Origin of the sequence: Rhizobium sp. BK491 (assembly GCF_014194925.1) — a bacterium.
GTDB lineage: Bacteria > Pseudomonadota > Alphaproteobacteria > Rhizobiales > Rhizobiaceae > Rhizobium.
Window position 1 is genome coordinate 381,239 of record NZ_JACIAR010000004.1, and the last position, 14,878, is coordinate 396,116.

Annotated in this window: 16 protein-coding genes; 10 read left to right on the forward strand and 6 right to left on the reverse strand. The window is 58.8% G+C overall.

The window, feature by feature from the left end; translation table 11 throughout:
• Window positions 1-39: 39 nt before the first annotated feature.
• The 4 genes from FHX05_RS20105 to FHX05_RS20120 all read left to right on the forward strand — a co-directional run bounded on the left by FHX05_RS20105 (window position 40) and on the right by FHX05_RS20120 (window position 2,321).
• Window positions 40-432 carry a DUF779 domain-containing protein gene (locus FHX05_RS20105; RefSeq protein ID WP_112399541.1) on the forward strand — a complete coding sequence of 131 codons (393 nt, stop codon included), beginning with the start codon at window positions 40-42 and terminating at the stop codon, window positions 430-432.
• 95 nt (window positions 433-527) lie between these two features.
• Window positions 528-1,124, forward strand: a complete 597-nt coding sequence (locus FHX05_RS20110) for a DJ-1/PfpI family protein (protein ID WP_183711601.1) — start codon at window positions 528-530, stop codon at window positions 1,122-1,124.
• 20 nt (window positions 1,125-1,144) lie between these two features.
• Window positions 1,145-1,495, forward strand: coding sequence for a ribbon-helix-helix domain-containing protein (locus tag FHX05_RS20115; protein ID WP_183711603.1), 351 nt, complete (start codon window positions 1,145-1,147; stop codon window positions 1,493-1,495).
• A 247-nt stretch (window positions 1,496-1,742) separates the two neighbouring features.
• Entirely contained in the window at window positions 1,743-2,321 is a 579-nt protein-coding gene (locus tag FHX05_RS20120) for a hypothetical protein (RefSeq protein WP_183874056.1), read from the forward strand.
• On the opposite strand, the gene FHX05_RS20125 is transcribed toward FHX05_RS20120, so the two are convergent.
• Window positions 2,297-2,935 (reverse strand): TetR/AcrR family transcriptional regulator, encoded by a 639-nt coding sequence (locus FHX05_RS20125; protein ID WP_183874058.1) that lies wholly within the window; start codon window positions 2,933-2,935, stop codon window positions 2,297-2,299. The two genes, FHX05_RS20120 and FHX05_RS20125, sit on opposite strands and share 25 nt — an antisense overlap.
• Window positions 2,936-2,996: 61 nt before the next feature.
• Here FHX05_RS20125 and FHX05_RS20130 point away from each other — a divergent pair, with 61 nt between their 5' ends.
• The 4 genes from FHX05_RS20130 to FHX05_RS20145 all read left to right on the forward strand — a co-directional run bounded on the left by FHX05_RS20130 (window position 2,997) and on the right by FHX05_RS20145 (window position 6,894).
• On the forward strand, window positions 2,997-3,914 hold the full coding sequence (locus FHX05_RS20130; protein WP_183874060.1) for an alpha/beta fold hydrolase: 918 nt from the start codon (window positions 2,997-2,999) through the stop codon (window positions 3,912-3,914).
• A 164-nt stretch (window positions 3,915-4,078) separates the two neighbouring features.
• On the forward strand, window positions 4,079-4,384 hold the full coding sequence (locus FHX05_RS20135; protein ID WP_183711615.1) for a zinc ribbon domain-containing protein YjdM: 306 nt from the start codon (window positions 4,079-4,081) through the stop codon (window positions 4,382-4,384).
• A gap of 181 nt (window positions 4,385-4,565) precedes the next feature.
• Entirely contained in the window at window positions 4,566-5,573 is a 1,008-nt protein-coding gene (locus tag FHX05_RS20140; RefSeq protein ID WP_183711617.1) for an aldo/keto reductase, read from the forward strand.
• 481 nt (window positions 5,574-6,054) lie between these two features.
• Window positions 6,055-6,894, forward strand: a complete 840-nt coding sequence (locus FHX05_RS20145; protein ID WP_348648331.1) for an acyltransferase — start codon at window positions 6,055-6,057, stop codon at window positions 6,892-6,894.
• Window positions 6,895-6,937: 43 nt separating this feature from the next.
• Here the strand turns inward: FHX05_RS20145 and katG are convergent, their stop codons facing one another.
• Window positions 6,938-9,136 carry a catalase/peroxidase HPI gene (katG, locus tag FHX05_RS20150; RefSeq protein WP_183874062.1) on the reverse strand — a complete coding sequence of 733 codons (2,199 nt, stop codon included), beginning with the start codon at window positions 9,134-9,136 and terminating at the stop codon, window positions 6,938-6,940.
• A gap of 341 nt (window positions 9,137-9,477) precedes the next feature.
• Between katG and FHX05_RS20155 the strand changes: the two genes are divergently transcribed.
• Window positions 9,478-10,488: a LysR substrate-binding domain-containing protein gene (locus tag FHX05_RS20155; protein WP_183874064.1), complete on the forward strand. Its 1,011-nt coding sequence runs from the start codon at window positions 9,478-9,480 to the stop codon at window positions 10,486-10,488.
• Between the two features lie 153 nt (window positions 10,489-10,641).
• Entirely contained in the window at window positions 10,642-10,818 is a 177-nt protein-coding gene (locus FHX05_RS20160; protein ID WP_015343350.1) for a hypothetical protein, read from the forward strand.
• 173 nt (window positions 10,819-10,991) lie between these two features.
• Here FHX05_RS20160 and FHX05_RS20165 read toward each other — a convergent pair whose 3' ends face one another.
• The 4 genes from FHX05_RS20165 to FHX05_RS20180 all read right to left on the reverse strand — a co-directional run bounded on the left by FHX05_RS20165 (window position 10,992) and on the right by FHX05_RS20180 (window position 14,869).
• A complete protein-coding gene (locus tag FHX05_RS20165) occupies window positions 10,992-12,173 on the reverse strand; it encodes a M20 aminoacylase family protein (RefSeq protein WP_183874065.1) in 1,182 nt (393 codons plus the stop codon).
• Between the two features lie 76 nt (window positions 12,174-12,249).
• On the reverse strand, window positions 12,250-13,041 hold the full coding sequence (locus FHX05_RS20170; protein WP_246699011.1) for an amino acid ABC transporter ATP-binding protein: 792 nt from the start codon (window positions 13,039-13,041) through the stop codon (window positions 12,250-12,252).
• Window positions 13,038-13,982, reverse strand: coding sequence for an amino acid ABC transporter permease (locus FHX05_RS20175; protein WP_183874067.1), 945 nt, complete (start codon window positions 13,980-13,982; stop codon window positions 13,038-13,040). Before FHX05_RS20175 ends, FHX05_RS20170 begins: the two co-directional genes overlap by 4 nt.
• Window positions 13,979-14,869, reverse strand: a complete 891-nt coding sequence (locus FHX05_RS20180; RefSeq protein ID WP_112336107.1) for an ABC transporter substrate-binding protein — start codon at window positions 14,867-14,869, stop codon at window positions 13,979-13,981. Before FHX05_RS20180 ends, FHX05_RS20175 begins: the two co-directional genes overlap by 4 nt.
• Window positions 14,870-14,878: the final 9 nt, after the last annotated feature.

Here is a 14,878-nt window from a genome sequence, read left to right on the forward strand (position 1 = left end):
GAGCCTTCCGGCATTTTCAGGGGGTGATGGAGGATCATAATGGACGACAGTGGATCGGAGCCGCGGGTGCTGGCGACCGATAAGGCGCTCGAGCTTATCCGCGAGATACAGCAGGACCATCCCGATATCCTGTTCCATCAGTCGGGTGGCTGCTGCGACGGCTCTTCGCCGATGTGCTATCCGGCAGGCGAATTCATGATCGGCGACAACGATGTCAAACTCGGCGAGATCGGCGGCGTGCCGGTCTACATCAGCGGCAGCCAGTTCGAGGCGTGGAAGCATACGCAGCTCATCATCGACGTCGTGCCGGGGCGCGGCGGCATGTTCTCGCTCGACAATGGGCGGGAGAAGCGATTTCTGACCCGCTCGCGCCTGTTCGGCGGTAGCGAAGCCTGCTCAGTCCCGGACATCAGCCGTGCGCCGGCGCAATAGGCAGGGTCATAAACGGTGTGTAGTATTGGCCTAATACCCACAACCGCAGGCGCTTTGCTAGACTGCCGTCCGTTGGTTTTTGAGGGAGGACGACGATGCCAGCAGCAAAGATTTTGATGATCACCGGTGATTTCACCGAGGACTACGAGACCATGGTGCCGTTCCAGACGCTGCTTGTCTGCGGCTATACGGTTCATGCCGTCTGCCCCGGCAAGAATGCCGGCGAGACCGTGGCAACGGCCATTCATGATTTCGAAGGTGATCAGACCTATTCCGAGAAGCGCGGCCACAATTTCGCATTGAACGCGACCTTCGCCAGTATCCGGGCTGAGGATTACGACGCACTTGTCATTCCGGGCGGTCGCGCGCCGGAATATCTGCGCCTGAATCCAGAGGTCATTAAGGCCGTTCAGCATTTCTTCGGGGCAGACAAGCCGGTTGCCGCCATCTGCCACGGTGCGCAACTGTTGGCAGCGGCCGGTGTCCTCAAGGGACGCACCTGCTCGGCCTATCCCGCCTGCCGTCCCGACGTGGAGCTTGCCGGCGGGACCTATGCCGATATTGCCATCAATGACGCGGTTGCCGACGGTAATCTCGTCACCGCACCGGCCTGGCCGGCGCATCCGGCATGGTTGCGGCAATTCATGGCTATGCTCGATGCAAGCGCATTGTCGGAAGCCAATGCTGCTTGAAGCTGAAAGGGGAGGCGTGCATGTGCGAATTGTTCATCAAGGCCGATGCCAGGCTATGGGAAAGCACCACGCGCTCCCTACGCATCGACGGTATGGTGACCAGCGTCAGACTGGAAAACTTCTTCTGGTCGAAGCTGGAGGAAATCGCCCGGCGTGACGGCATGAACGTGGTGCAGCTGATTACCAAGCTGCACCATGAATCGATCGATGCCGGCCATGATCTCGGCAATTTCACCTCGTTCCTGCGGGTCTGCTGCGCACGCTATCTCGACTTGCAATTGGCCGGCGACATTTCGAGCGATCTCTCCCAGCCGATCGCTAGCGTCGACGCGCCCGCCATTCTTGGCCGCGAGCGTCTGAAGTATCATTGATCCTATCGATGCGGCAGCGCGGCATCCGGAAATCGTCGCACGGCCGGTTTCGTGGTGGCCGTCGCGTCGACAATAACTCTTATGGCGGAATACAACTTATAGGGAATATTTCGTGGCGAGGCGTATCCTGGGTTATTCAAACCTTAACTAACTTCCGGTAGTAATTGAATCATCGACTATCGCATGAGGCATAGAGCTTTGCGTCAGGCTTCCATGAGGGAGAGGCTGTGGCGCTTGAGGATAAGCGATGACATCGATTTCAAATGTGCCTTCGGCGGCTTTGGCCATTCTCCGGCAATTGAATAAGGGCTCGACAATATCGGAGCAGCCTCCATCCGCCGCCGATGGCCTCATCGCGGTGGCGACCGGCCTGACGAATAAGGTGGCCGTTTCCAAGCAGCCCACTCAAGCTCAATCGAAAGTTTCGGAAGCCATGTTCAGCATGAGCAAGGACAGCATCGCGAAGCAGAAGCTTGATCTTATCGAGCGGACAGGCAGGGCTCTGGGGGTCGAACGAAGCGACTATTCCTCCATGGACGAGTTTGTTGCAGCGATGAAAAAGGTCTATGGCGAGATAAAGGTGCAGGCTGGGGGCATGGCGGTGTTTCATGCGCTTGAAAGGCAGCTCGGCCTCGATAAGCTTGGCCTGTCGATTGAAGACGTTATCGAGAGCGCTCAAGATGGCGACAGCAACGACAAGGTCACGAAAGCCCTCGAAAGGCGGGCGAAGAAAGAAAAGGACGAGGCGAGTGGAACCGGATCGGATCAGGCTATCCAGATCGATGCGGCTGCTGCCAATCTCTACGGCCTGCTTTCGTTCAACTGACATGGTTTGTCAGTCGCGGAATCGAGTTCTGGCGGTGCCGTCAGACGACTTTTGACGAGCTCGGCTGCCGCATCCGCCGCAGTTTCCATATAGCTCGGATCGCGATGGAGCAGGACCACGGCAAATGAACCGTCGAGGAGCAGCATGATCTGGCGCGCGAGCGGCAGGGCATCATTGCCGGCTCCGGCTTCCATAAAGGTTGAAGCAAGCCAATCCTCGACGCGCTTCTTATGGGCGCGAGCAGCCACCAGAGCCGGATGGCCGGGAAGGTTGATGAGCTCGACCGAGGTGCGCAGGAACCCGCAGCCCTTCCATTTAGCGCTACGCGCCGATTGTGCCAGATGGCGAAAAATGCCGGCAACCTTCTCGGCTGTATCGCCTTTCGTTTCCTCGAACCAGCGTTTGAAGAGGACGAGGTTCGGCTCGTCCCGCACCTGCAGATGGGCGGCGATCAGGTCGTCCTTGCTGCGGAAATGATAGTAGAGGGTACGCTTGGTGATGCCTGCCTTTTCGGCGATGGCATCGACACTGATCGCGCGGATGCCATCGCGATGGAAGAGTTTTCCGGCCGCCTCAAGTATGCGTTCGCGTGTCGGCTGCGAGCTGTTTTTCATGACTCAATGTATACCGGGTAGTGAATATACACAATGCGGCGGTGGCATCATCCTCCGTCCCATGAACGAGCAACACATTCCATCATCCTCGGGGCCGCGTAGCACGCCGATTTCCATTTCATGTGCCGACAGCGTCGTTCTCGGCGGTCATCTCTGGCTGGCGGAGACGGCCAAGCCGGAAGGCAGCGTTATCATCAACCCGGCCACGGGCGTGCTTGCGCGCTACTATCACCGCTACGCGCAATTTCTGGCTCGGCATGGGTTCGATGTCCTGACCTATGATTATCGCGGTATCGGGCTATCGCGGCCGCAACGGCTGCGTGGATCCCGCTATCGCTGGCGGGATTGGGGTGAGCGGGATTTCGATGCCGCACTTCAATGGCTGGCTGGCTATCGTCGCAGCGGCCCATTGATGGTGGTCGGCCATAGCGTCGGCGGTTTCCTGCCGGGACTGGCCGAACATGCTCCTATGATGGACAGGATGCTGACAGTCGGCGCCCAATATGCCTGGTGGGGCGATTACCTGCCGCACCGCCGCGCTGCCCTCTTTTTCAAATGGCATGTCGCCATGCCCGCAATCACTGCGCTCTGCGGCTATTTTCCCGGTCGCCGGCTTGGCTGGCTGGAGGATCTGCCGAAGGGGGTAGCAAATGAGTGGAGCTTTCGTGGTCCTCGGTTCGAGCGCAGCCATCCAGCGGCAGAGAGGCAGGATGCTCTTCGGCGAATGGCCGCGGTCCGGGCGCCGATCCTCGCGATTGCGGTTTCGGACGATGAACTCGGCACGGTGCCGGCGGTTCGCCGCGCGCTGAACTATTATACGGGTGCGCAATCCATCCTGGTGCATGTGCATCCTATTGACCTTGGCCGCGACAGGACCGGTCATTTCGGCCTGTTTCACGATAGCTACAAGGAGAGTTTCTGGGTCGACACGCTGTCGTGGCTTCGCGAGGGCCGCAATCCCTGGTCGGTCTCGGCGTGAAACCGGAAGGTTAGGCCCGCCTCAGGGCTGTCGCTTTGCGCGGCTGCCTGTATTGCATGGGCTGATGGTCTCGGATAGACGCCATTTTCGGATCATGATTGAGATGGAAGCCAGGCATTTGTTGGCTCCGGAATATTTGAAAAAAACGTGAAGTGGAGTTTGGAATGACCGGCCAAAATGACGAATATGTCTATGACGAAGTGACCGGCGAGTGGCGGCCCGCCGCAGAGATGGCTGCCGCAACTGCCGCAACAGGCCTCATCGTACTTGATGCAAGCGGTAACGTGCTTGCCGATGGCGACTCGGTTACCCTCATCAAGGATCTGAAAGTGAAAGGCGCCAACCAGACCTTGAAGCAAGGCACGGTTATCAAGTCCATTCGACTGACCGACAATCCTGAAGAGGTCGATTGCCGTTACGACGGGATCAAGGGTTTGGTTCTCCGCACCGAGTTCATACGCAAGCGCTAGAGCGTGGCGGCGGAGGAATTGTTCCTTTCGTGATATGCGGTTGCAAAATTGAACGGTGTCGCGCCGATTATCCGGATTTCCGAATTGTAAAATTGTAAATTGGTGCTTATCTCCCTTGCTTGATGCACTTACATGATGTGGAAAGTTATGTAGCGGCTGCAGACCGGCTGGGGGATTATGCATGCATCTCGAAGACTATGCCGCACTCGGCCGCTCGGAGTTGCGCGTCAGTCCGCTTGCGCTCGGAACCATGACTTTTGATACGGGGGGCGCCTGGCCATCCCGTGAAAACCAGCCTGCTGCAGTTCTGGCGCGCTATCTCGAACTCGGTGGCAACTACCTCGATACTGGCAATGGAGCGGTCAAAGCGGGCGGCCAGACGGTTGTCGGCACCTATATCGCCCAGAATTCGATCAGACGTGGCGATCTTGTCATTGCTGGCAAATTCAATGTCGAATGGGATGGTGAAACACCTGGCCGCAAGGCCGTGATAGCCGGTTTCGAGCAGGCCCTTCGACGGCTGCGCACCGATTATCTCGACCTTTATTGGCTTGATAATTGGGATATCCAGGCGCCCCTGGAAGACATACTGGCAGCGCTCCACGATCTCGTTCAGTCCGGAAAATTGCGTTACTTCGGCATTTCCGATGCCCCTGCCTGGAAGGTGGCGCATGCGCACCTCCTGGCGCAATCCAACGGCTGGGCTCGGTTCATCGGTCTGCAGATCGAATATTCGCTTGCAGCAAGGCTGTTTGAAAACGAGCTCATTCCGCTGGCAACAGGATTGGGGCTTGGCGTCGTCTCGCATTCGCCCTTGAGTGGCGGTCTCATCAGCGGCAAATATAAGCCTGCCAATAATGCGGGCATGAGACGGGGGCATGCGGCGCAATTGGCGCAAAGGCCCGATGAGCAGGATCTTGAAATCGTGGACGCCTTATTCCGCGTCGCCGACGAGCTCGGTACGACGACCGCACGCGTCGCTCTTGCCTGGGCAATGGGACGCCTTGGCGTATCTTCGACGATTATCGGCGTTCATACGCTGGAACAACTCAATGAGGATATCGGCGCACTCGATGTCCAGCTCTCGCCCGAGCAGACGGCGACACTGGATGCGCTTACGATTCCCAATCCCGTCATGACCCTGCCGCTACCGTTGCACAACGCCGCGCCCCTGTGCTGCGTCGATTGAGCTGCAGCCTGCAAGCGATGCATTGCAGCCGGTGTTCGATGCTTCCAATTGTGTCCGGAAGCATGGCGCCGGAGCAAGAGGACGATTCGATGTGCGGAGGAATGGCCGCTAGAAGCGTTGCCGATTGTCACACGATCATTATTCAATCTCACGAGTGCATGTTTGAGACGTATTCGTAGTGAAATCGCATTACTTCAAATGTTGGCGCTGTGCTTACTTTCGATAGTACTTAAAGTAATTTCATTAATATTGACGCCTTACGGTAGCGGTTCGATAGCGCAGCCGATGGTTACCGATGTCAGAAGCAGGAAGACCGACCTATATTCCGGCCCTTGATGGATGGCGTGGACTCGCCGTCTTGCTGGTATTGATGGGCCATTTCGGCGGCGACAAGTACATGCCCGGTCTTGGATCCGCCGGTGTGGATCTATTTTTCGTGCTCTCCTGACGCCTTATGGCCGAGATCCTTTTCGTCAGGGAGATGCCTTTGGGCACTTTCTTCCTTCGGCGTTTCAGCCGCGTCTATCCAACTTTGTTTATATTTGTTTTGGTGAATACGGCGATCTTCTCGTCAACGTCGCTTGCGCCCGACCTTGCGGCTGTCCTCGCCGCCCTTTCTTTCACGTTAAACTACTTCATAATTACCAGTCACACCTTCGTCTCGATATTCGATCACATTTGGTCATTATGCGTCGAAGAGCACAGCTACCTCCTGCTTGGGCTGCTAGCCTTTTCATTGCGTGGTGCCGGTAACAGGTTCGTGGGGTTTTCCCTCTTGTTGCTTGGTCTTACCGCACTTGCCACCGGCATTTTGCAATATGACGTTTACGGGCAAAATCCATTTATCGTTTTTTGGTCGAGCCAGGTGGCGGCAGCGCCAATTTTGATTTCAGCTGGGTTGTTCCTGCTGATCGGGCAGCGAAGCCGCGGATTACCCCTGGAATGGTTGGTACCTTTGATATTTTTCTGCGGCTTGGCTGCGCGCTTGTTCGCCGATGTCGCCTGGCTATTTTTCGGCGTTAAAACCCTGTTGCTGGCGATCAGCGTGTGTTCGATCGAGAGCGCCACTCGCTTTTCCAGGATTTTATTTGAAGGCTCCATTATTCGGCGACTTGGGCGGATGTCGTTCTCAATATATCTATGGCAGCAGCCGTTTTACGTGCTGGCTCGGCAAGGTCTCTTAGCCGAACTGCCTGCGCTGGTCATAGCCATATGCCTTGGGTTGCTTAGCTACTATCTGATCGAGCAGCCCGCACGCACGGGATTGAATGCGTGGTTCGAAAGAAGCAAACGGCCAAATGCCGTTTCTGAAGGCGGTTGAAAAAGGGCGCGATCACCTTTGATCGCGCCCGATATTTTCAGCATCAAGCGATGTCGAAGCGGTCGGCGTTCATGACCTTGGTCCATGCCGCAACGAAGTCCTGGACGAACTTCTTCTCGGCATCGGACTGGCCGTAGACTTCGGCGATCGCGCGCAGTTGCGAGTTGGAGCCGAAAACGAGATCGGCGCGTGTCGCGGTCCACTTCACGTCGCCGGTTGCGCGGTCGCGGCCTTCGAAGACGTCCTTGGCATCCGAAACGGCCTTCCACTCCGTGCCCATGTCGAGCAGATTCACGAAGAAGTCGTTGGTCAGGGTTTCCGGACGCTTGGTGAAGACGCCGTGCTGGCTCTGGCCGACATTGGCATTCAGCACACGCAGGCCGCCGATGAGGGCGGTCATTTCCGGCGCCGTCAGCGTCAGAAGCTGTGCCTTGTCGATCAGCAGCTCTTCGGAAGAGACGGTGTAGGCCTGCCGCTGATAGTTGCGGAAGCCGTCGACGATCGGCTCGAGAACGGCGAAGGCCTCGACATCGGTTTGTTCCTGCGTCGCATCGGTGCGGCCCGGAGCGAAGGGTACGACCACGTCATGGCCGGCCTTCTTTGCAGCCTGTTCGATAGCGACCGAGCCGCCGAGAACGATCAGATCGGCAATCGATACAGTCTTGCCGCCGGTCTGGGCATCGTTGAACTTCTTCTGGATGCCTTCGAGCGTTGCCAGCACGGAAGCGAGCTGTGCCGGCTGGTTAGCCTCCCAGTCCTTCTGTGGAGCAAGACGGATGCGAGCGCCGTTTGCACCGCCGCGCTTGTCTGAGCCGCGGAAGGTCGAAGCCGAAGCCCAGGCGGTCGAAACCAGCTGCGGGATGGTGAGACCCGATGCAGCAATCTCCGCCTTGAGGGCGGCGACATCGCTGGGCTCGATCGATACGGGACCGGCCGCCGGGATCGGATCCTGCCAGATGAGCTCTTCGCTCGGCACTTCCGGGCCGAGATAGCGCACGCGCGGGCCCATATCGCGATGGGTCAGCTTGAACCATGCGCGAGCAAAGGCATCGGCGAACTCATCCGGATTTTCGAAAAAGCGGCGGGAAATCTTCTCATAAGCCGGGTCGAAGCGCAGGGCGAGGTCGGTGGTCAGCATGGCAGGAGCGTGACGCTTGGACTTGTCATGCGCGTCCGGGATCGAGCCGGCGCCGGCGCCATGCTTCGGCACCCACTGATGCGCGCCCGCCGGGCTCTTCGTCAGTTCCCATTCATAGCCGAACAGGTTCCAGAAGAAGTTGTTGCTCCACTTGGTCGGCGTCGAGGTCCAGGTGACTTCGAGACCGCTACCGATCGTGTCGCCGCCCTTGCCAGTGCCGAAGCTGCTCTTCCAGCCGAGGCCCTGTTCTTCGATGCCGGCTGCTTCCGGCTCGGGGCCGACATGGGCTGCGTCACCGGCACCATGGGTCTTGCCGAAGGTGTGACCGCCGGCAATGAGGGCGACAGTTTCTTCGTCGTTCATTGCCATGCGGGCGAAGGTTTCGCGGATGTCGCGAGCGGCTGCAAGCGGGTCCGGATTGCCGTTCGGTCCCTCAGGATTGACGTAGATGAGACCCATCTGCACGGCTGCGAGCGGGTTTTCCAGATCGCGATCGCCGCTGTAGCGCTTGTCGCCGAGCCAGGTATCTTCCGCGCCCCAGTAAATGTCCTCTTCCGGCTCCCAGACATCTTCGCGACCACCGCCGAAGCCGAAGGTCTTGAAGCCCATGGATTCCAGCGCGACGTTACCGGTCAGTACCAGCAGGTCGGCCCAGGAGATGCTGTTGCCGTATTTCTGCTTGATCGGCCAAAGGAGACGGCGAGCCTTGTCGAGGTTGACGTTGTCCGGCCAGCTGTTGAGCGGTGCGAAACGCTGCGTGCCGGAGGAGGCGCCGCCGCGGCCGTCGCCCGTGCGGTAGGTGCCGGCGCTATGCCAGGCCATGCGGATGAAGAGCGGACCGTAGTGACCGAAGTCGGCCGGCCACCACTCCTGCGAATCCGTCATCAGGGCGGTGAGGTCCTTCTTCAGGGCCTCCAGATCGAGCTTCTTGAACTCTTCGGCATAGTTGAATGCCTTGCCCATCGGGCTGGACAGCGCGGAGTTCTGATGAAGGATCTTGAGGTTCAGCTGATTCGGCCACCAGTCCCGGTTCGAACGTGCGGAAACGCTCGTGTTCCCATGCGGAAACGGACATTTGCCGGCAGTCTCGACTTTTGTATCCATGATACTCTCCCTTACGATGATTTGATTTGTGACGACCGGAGAAGGAGCTTTGCCAGCCCGCCGGGAAATGGCCCGGTTCCAAAACTGGTATGGCAGCGACATGTCAGACGCATGAATCTCTCGTCATTCTGGCCTCGCGTGAAACGGAGACGTGGAAGCAGGCAAAGCTTGGATCCCCTGCCTTCCGACCGGTCCGTGCATCGATGAACTGAACGCAGTCAATGCTCTCATTATGAGCTTCGTATGACAGGCGGCCGCATCTCATCTTTGCTGCGGCACTATAGCCAAGGCTTTCCATTAATTTAAGTTGGATTTCCTGATTGGCGCGATAAGATAGACTTATGGCAAACTTCACGCTCAAACAGCTTCGCTATTTCGAAGCGCTGGCTCGGCTCGGCCACTTCGGACGTGCCGCCGATCTATGCTCGATCTCTCAGCCCGCCTTGTCGATGCAGATCAAGGAGCTGGAGGAGCAGCTCGGCACGAACCTCTTCGAAAGAGGCGCGAGACAGGTCCGGTTGACCAATTTCGGGGAGGCCTTCGCGATCCGTGTCCGCGACATCCTGCGCTCCGTCGACGAGCTGGGAGATCTTGCCCGTGCGTCGCGCGATCAGCCGGTGGGCCGGTTGCGCATCGGCATCATCCCCACGGTCGCGCCCTATCTGCTGCCGAGCATCATCGGCAATCTCTCCCGCATCTATGACGGGTTGGATATCCATGTGCGCGAGACTTTGACGTCGAAGCTGGTCGAAGAGCTGGAGGAGGGGAGGCTGGATACGGCGATCGTCGCTCTGCCCGTCTCTGAGACATCTCTGACGGAAGTGCCGCTGTTTGCGGAAAACTTCGTGTTGGTGCGACCGAGCGAGGACGAAGGCAAGCCGGTTCCCAACCGCGAGGCGCTTCGCGAAATGCGGCTGCTGCTGTTGGAAGAGGGGCACTGCTTTCGCGATCAAGCTCTTTCCTTCTGTAACATCCATTCAGCTTTGCCGCGGGAACTGATGGACGGCAGCTCGCTGTCGACGCTGGTGCAGATGGTCAGCGCCGGCATCGGCGTCACTTTGATACCGGAGATGGCCGTGGCGGTGGAAACCCGCTCGGCCTCGGTGTCGACCGTGCGCTTCCAAAGCCCGCAGCCCTCGCGCACCATCGGCATGATCTGGCGCAGGACGAGCCCTCTCGCCAAACAGCTCCTGCAGATTTCCGAAGTGGTGCGCGAGGCGGCTGACGCCATGCGCGAACAACATGATTCGATCGGACGCGCGCAGGATCTGGAGTTTGATGGGCGATTGCAACCGTCGGCTGCTCGCCACCCCGGCTTTGCTGCCGTCAATGACCCCGCTTCGCCGCGGTAGGCTCCCATCGCGCATTAACGCTGTTGGAATCTTTTCCACAGAAGGCGATATTTCAAACGATTGAAAATATTTTAATCGTTTAAATAATTTAATGCCTTGATTTACAAAGAAACTCCTCCATGTCATGCCAGTCGCATGGCAATGGAGGTCGTGATGCAAGAGTTTGAAAACGTAAGAAATGAAATTCCTACGTATGTGATTGATCGCCTCGAAAATGAATGGCGGGTAATGCAGACTCAGAATGGGCAGCTGGAAGCCGGGCTGGGAACTGAAACGCCTGCAAATACAGCGCCTGCAACGGGCGATAGTCTTGGATCCTTCGATAAGTAGTATTTATAAAGGCAGGAATCGCACTGCGCCGCGGGTCTAGCGGCGCTATTGAAAGCATCGCATTCCGCTTTTTTCCATGACATCCAGAAAACGGATCAGCCCCGGCTTGTTGCCAGGGCTGCTGTTTATCGTGGCGTCGCCGGCTCCGCCTTGCGATCCAGATAGGAACGGGTTCAGGCGTCGAGATAACGCTCGGTCAGACGTGCCCACATAGCGGCACCGACGGTGAGGCTTTCATCGGCGAAATCATACTTGGCGCTGTGGAGGATGGCCGAGTTCACGCCGTTGCCGAGGCGCAGGAAGCTGCCGGGCTTGTGCTCCAGGTAATGCGAGAAATCCTCGCTGCCGGGGATAAGGCCGCAGGTGGCGACCTTCTCAGCGCCGACAAGTTCCTCGGCGACCATCCGCGCGAATTCCGTTTCCTTCTCCGAGTTGACGACGACCGGATGGCCATAGACGTAGTCGATCTCGACACTTGCGCCATAACCCTCTGCAATGGACGCTGTCAGCTTGCGGATGCGCGCCTCAAGCAGCTCGCGCACCTTCGGATCGAAGGAGCGAACCGTGAGCAGCATCTTCGCACTTTCGGGAATGACGTTCGATACTTCGCCGGCATGGATGGCGCCGACGGTGACAACCGCTGTCTGGGTCGGGTCGACGCTGCGGGCGACAATTGTCTGCAGACTGACGACGAGGTTGCAGGCGACAACCACCGGGTCGATAGTCAGATGCGGGCGCGAGGCATGGCCGCCTTTGCCTATGATGGTAATCTCAACTGTGTCGGCGGCCGCCATCAGCGGGCCGGAGCGCAGCAGCCAGGTGCCCTCCGCAGCACCCGGATGATTGTGCAGCCCGTAAATGACGTCGAAGGGAAAGCGTTCGAACAGGCCATCCTTGATCATCGCGGGAGCGCCGCTGACAGCGCCCGCCTCCTCAGCCGGTTGGAAGATCAGGTTCACGGTGCCGTTGAAGCGGCGGGTGCGGGCGAGATATTCGGCCGCTCCGAGCAATATGGTGGTGTGGCCGTCGTGGCCGCAGGCATGCATCTTGCCCGGCGTCTTGCTGGCATAGGCGGCGCCGGTCTGCTCGGTGATCGGCAGGGCGTCCATGTCGGCGCGGATCGCAATGCTCTTCTTGCCGGCTCCAACCGTCATGCGCGCGACGACGCCATGACCGCCGACATTGCGCGTCACCTCATAGCCCCAAGCTTCCAGCTTCTCGGCGACGAAACGCGCCGTTTCCGCCTCTTCGAAGGAGAGTTCGGGATTGGCATGCAGGTGCCTGCGGATGCCGGTCAGTTCGGCCTTCATCGGCTCGAAATCCGAGAGGCGGGCGAAATCGTTGTCGAGGGTCATGGCTATTCCAATGGTTCGCTTTGAGTCGCCTTTCGCCATAGAGCGTGCGGGCATCACGGATGATATGTATATCGCGCTAGATGAAGCGCGACAGGAAGCTTCTGGTGCGCGGATGCTGCGGATTGCCGATCACATCCTCCGGCTTGCCCTGCTCAACGATCTTGCCGCCATCCATGAAGACGACTCGGTCGGCCGCTTCGCGGGCGAAGCCGATCTCGTGGGTGACGATGATCATCGTCAGGCCTTGGCTGGCAAGGTCACGCATGGTGGCGAGCACTTCGCCGACGAGTTCCGGATCGAGCGCCGAGGTCGGTTCGTCGAAGAGCATCAGCTTCGGCTTGATCGCCAGCGCTCTTGCAATCGCGACGCGCTGCTGCTGGCCGCCGGAGAGTTGCCGGGGGTAGTTGTGAGCCTTGGCCGACAAGCCAACGCGGTCGAGCAATGCCAGCGCATTCTCGGTTGCCTGCTTGCGGCTTTCGCCATGAATGCCGATCGGCGCCTCAATGACATTCTGCAGCGCTGTCATATGCGGATAGAGATTGAACTGCTGGAACACCATGCCGATCTTGCGCCGCTGCAGCGCGATCGCATGGCTGGAGAGCTTGACCAGCCGGCCCTTGTTCAGCCGATAACCGATCTGCTCGCCATCGACTTCGATCGAGCCGCGATTGATCGATTCCAGATGGTTGATGCAGCGCAGGAAAGTGGATTTGCCGGAACCGGACGGCCCGAGAATGACGACGACTTCACCGGGCGTCACATCGAGGTCGATGCCTTTCAGGACTTCAAGATGTTCGAAGGACTTGTGGACGTTTCGCGCCTGTACCAGGGGGCTGGCGTTGACGATTGAGTTCACGGAAGCGTTCATTGGCCTGCCTCCTGTGCCGGCACAAGCGCGGGCGTGCCGTCTGCTGCCACCTTCGTCCCGCTGGTGCGGCGGTCGGCGCGGCTATAGTAGCGCTCGATATAGCTCTGGCCGATATTCAGCACCGACGTAATCAGCAGATACCAGATGACGGCGACGAGCAGCATCGGGACGACCTCAAAGGTGCGGTTATAAATCGACTGCACGGAATAAAGCAGATCGGCCATAGCGATGACGCTGACGAGCGAGGTCGCCTTGATCATGCTGATCAACTGATTACCCGTTGGCGGCACGATGGAGCGCATGGCCTGCGGGATGATGATGCGGCGCAGAGCCCGGCTTCTCGTCATGCCGAAGGCTTCGGCGGTCTCGAACTGGCCTCTATCGACCGAAAGCAGGCCGCCACGGATGATTTCGGCCATGTAGGCGGCTTCGTTCAGAGCAAGGCCGGCGATCGCCGCCGTCATCGGGCTGATGACGGAATTGGTATCCCAGCTGACGAAGGTCGGGCCGAAGGGGATGCCGATCGATAGCGTTGGGAAGAGTGTAGAAAGATTGTACCAGAAGATCAGCTGCACCAGCAGCGGCGTGCCGCGGAAGAACCAGATGAACAGCGAGGCGAGCGTGCTTGCCAGGGTGTCTTTCGACATGCGGGCAATCGCCAGCAACAGGCCGAAGACGATGCCGAGCACCATGGCGACGACGGTCAGCCCGAGCGAGACATAGAGGCCGCTGATGACGACGGGGTCGAAGAAGTACTGGGCGACGACATGCCAGCCGAAGTTTTCATTGCGCGCGACCGACCAGGCCCAATAGGCCGCGATCGCAAGGGTAACGATCCAGGCTGCCACACGACCCTTCGGGAACGGTGTGTGGGCATTCGCCACATCCCGCTCCCCCGCATCGCCGGAAGGCGATGCGTTGTTTCTGGAGTTCGAGCTCATTTCGGCAACGTCCCGCCAAGATTGATACCGGGTTCCTTGATCATGTTGTTCTCAAGGCCCCATTTTTTCATAATGGCGGCATAGGTGCCGTTGTCCATAAGAACCTTGACGGCCTCCTTGAGGATCGGACCGAGCGGCGAGCCTTTCGGCACGACGGCACCTTGATAGAGATCCTCGAAACCGTTTTTCTGGCCGACGCCCGTTAATTCGAGCTGGCCGTTCGCCTGCGAGACGAAATAGGTGAGCGGCGCCTGCGAAGAGAAGAAGGCATCGGAGCGCTTGGAGCGGACGGCGAGGATCGAGCTCGGCTGGTCGGTGAAGGACTGGACCTCGATTGCACCCTTGCCATCAGTCTTGCACTTCTCGGCCTGCACCTGGATCACCTTTTCGGCCGATCCGCCGGCCATGACGGCGATGCGCTGGCCGCAGGCGCTATCGAGCGAGGTAATGCCCTTCGGATTGCCCTTCTGGACGGCGAAGACGACGAATTCCTGCACCCAGTCGACGAAATCATTGGCTTCCTCGCGGCTCTTGAAATCGCCGATCGGGCCGAAGGCAAATTGATAGCGGCCGGAATTGATGCCGGCGAGGATGGCGGGCAGACCGCTGACGCTTTCATGCTCGATCTTCACGCCAAGCACCTCGCCGATCGCGTCGGTCAGATCGGCGCTGGCGCCGGTCAGCTTGGTGCCGGTGACGATTTCATAGGGAGGGAAAGAGCCGTTGTTGACGGAGATCATTTTGCCCGATGTGCGGATCGCTTCCGGCAGCTTGGCTTGCAGGTCCTTGTTGACCGAAAGTTTCGGCAGGCTCGCATCCTCGGCGAAGGCGGCGCCCGACATCATCAGGCTTGCCAGGGCGAGGTAGGTCATTTTCTTCAGCGACATGTTCATTCC

What these genes read in the sequence shown, in the direction of transcription:
- FHX05_RS20105 (WP_112399541.1), top strand. Translation starts at nt 40, where the DNA reads ATGGACGACAGTGGATCGGAGCCGCGGGTGCTGGCGACCGATAAGGCG.
- FHX05_RS20110 (WP_183711601.1), top strand. Translation starts at nt 528, where the DNA reads ATGCCAGCAGCAAAGATTTTGATGATCACCGGTGATTTCACCGAGGAC.
- FHX05_RS20115 (WP_183711603.1), top strand. Translation starts at nt 1,145, where the DNA reads ATGTGCGAATTGTTCATCAAGGCCGATGCCAGGCTATGGGAAAGCACC.
- FHX05_RS20120 (WP_183874056.1), top strand. Translation starts at nt 1,743, where the DNA reads ATGACATCGATTTCAAATGTGCCTTCGGCGGCTTTGGCCATTCTCCGG.
- FHX05_RS20125 (WP_183874058.1), bottom strand. Translation starts at nt 2,935, where the DNA reads ATGAAAAACAGCTCGCAGCCGACACGCGAACGCATACTTGAGGCGGCC.
- FHX05_RS20130 (WP_183874060.1), top strand. Translation starts at nt 2,997, where the DNA reads ATGAACGAGCAACACATTCCATCATCCTCGGGGCCGCGTAGCACGCCG.
- FHX05_RS20135 (WP_183711615.1), top strand. Translation starts at nt 4,079, where the DNA reads ATGACCGGCCAAAATGACGAATATGTCTATGACGAAGTGACCGGCGAG.
- FHX05_RS20140 (WP_183711617.1), top strand. Translation starts at nt 4,566, where the DNA reads ATGCATCTCGAAGACTATGCCGCACTCGGCCGCTCGGAGTTGCGCGTC.
- FHX05_RS20145 (WP_348648331.1), top strand. Translation starts at nt 6,055, where the DNA reads ATGCCTTTGGGCACTTTCTTCCTTCGGCGTTTCAGCCGCGTCTATCCA.
- katG (WP_183874062.1), bottom strand. Translation starts at nt 9,136, where the DNA reads ATGGATACAAAAGTCGAGACTGCCGGCAAATGTCCGTTTCCGCATGGG.
- FHX05_RS20155 (WP_183874064.1), top strand. Translation starts at nt 9,478, where the DNA reads ATGGCAAACTTCACGCTCAAACAGCTTCGCTATTTCGAAGCGCTGGCT.
- FHX05_RS20160 (WP_015343350.1), top strand. Translation starts at nt 10,642, where the DNA reads ATGCAAGAGTTTGAAAACGTAAGAAATGAAATTCCTACGTATGTGATT.
- FHX05_RS20165 (WP_183874065.1), bottom strand. Translation starts at nt 12,173, where the DNA reads ATGACCCTCGACAACGATTTCGCCCGCCTCTCGGATTTCGAGCCGATG.
- FHX05_RS20170 (WP_246699011.1), bottom strand. Translation starts at nt 13,041, where the DNA reads ATGAACGCTTCCGTGAACTCAATCGTCAACGCCAGCCCCCTGGTACAG.
- FHX05_RS20175 (WP_183874067.1), bottom strand. Translation starts at nt 13,982, where the DNA reads ATGAGCTCGAACTCCAGAAACAACGCATCGCCTTCCGGCGATGCGGGG.
- FHX05_RS20180 (WP_112336107.1), bottom strand. Translation starts at nt 14,869, where the DNA reads ATGTCGCTGAAGAAAATGACCTACCTCGCCCTGGCAAGCCTGATGATG.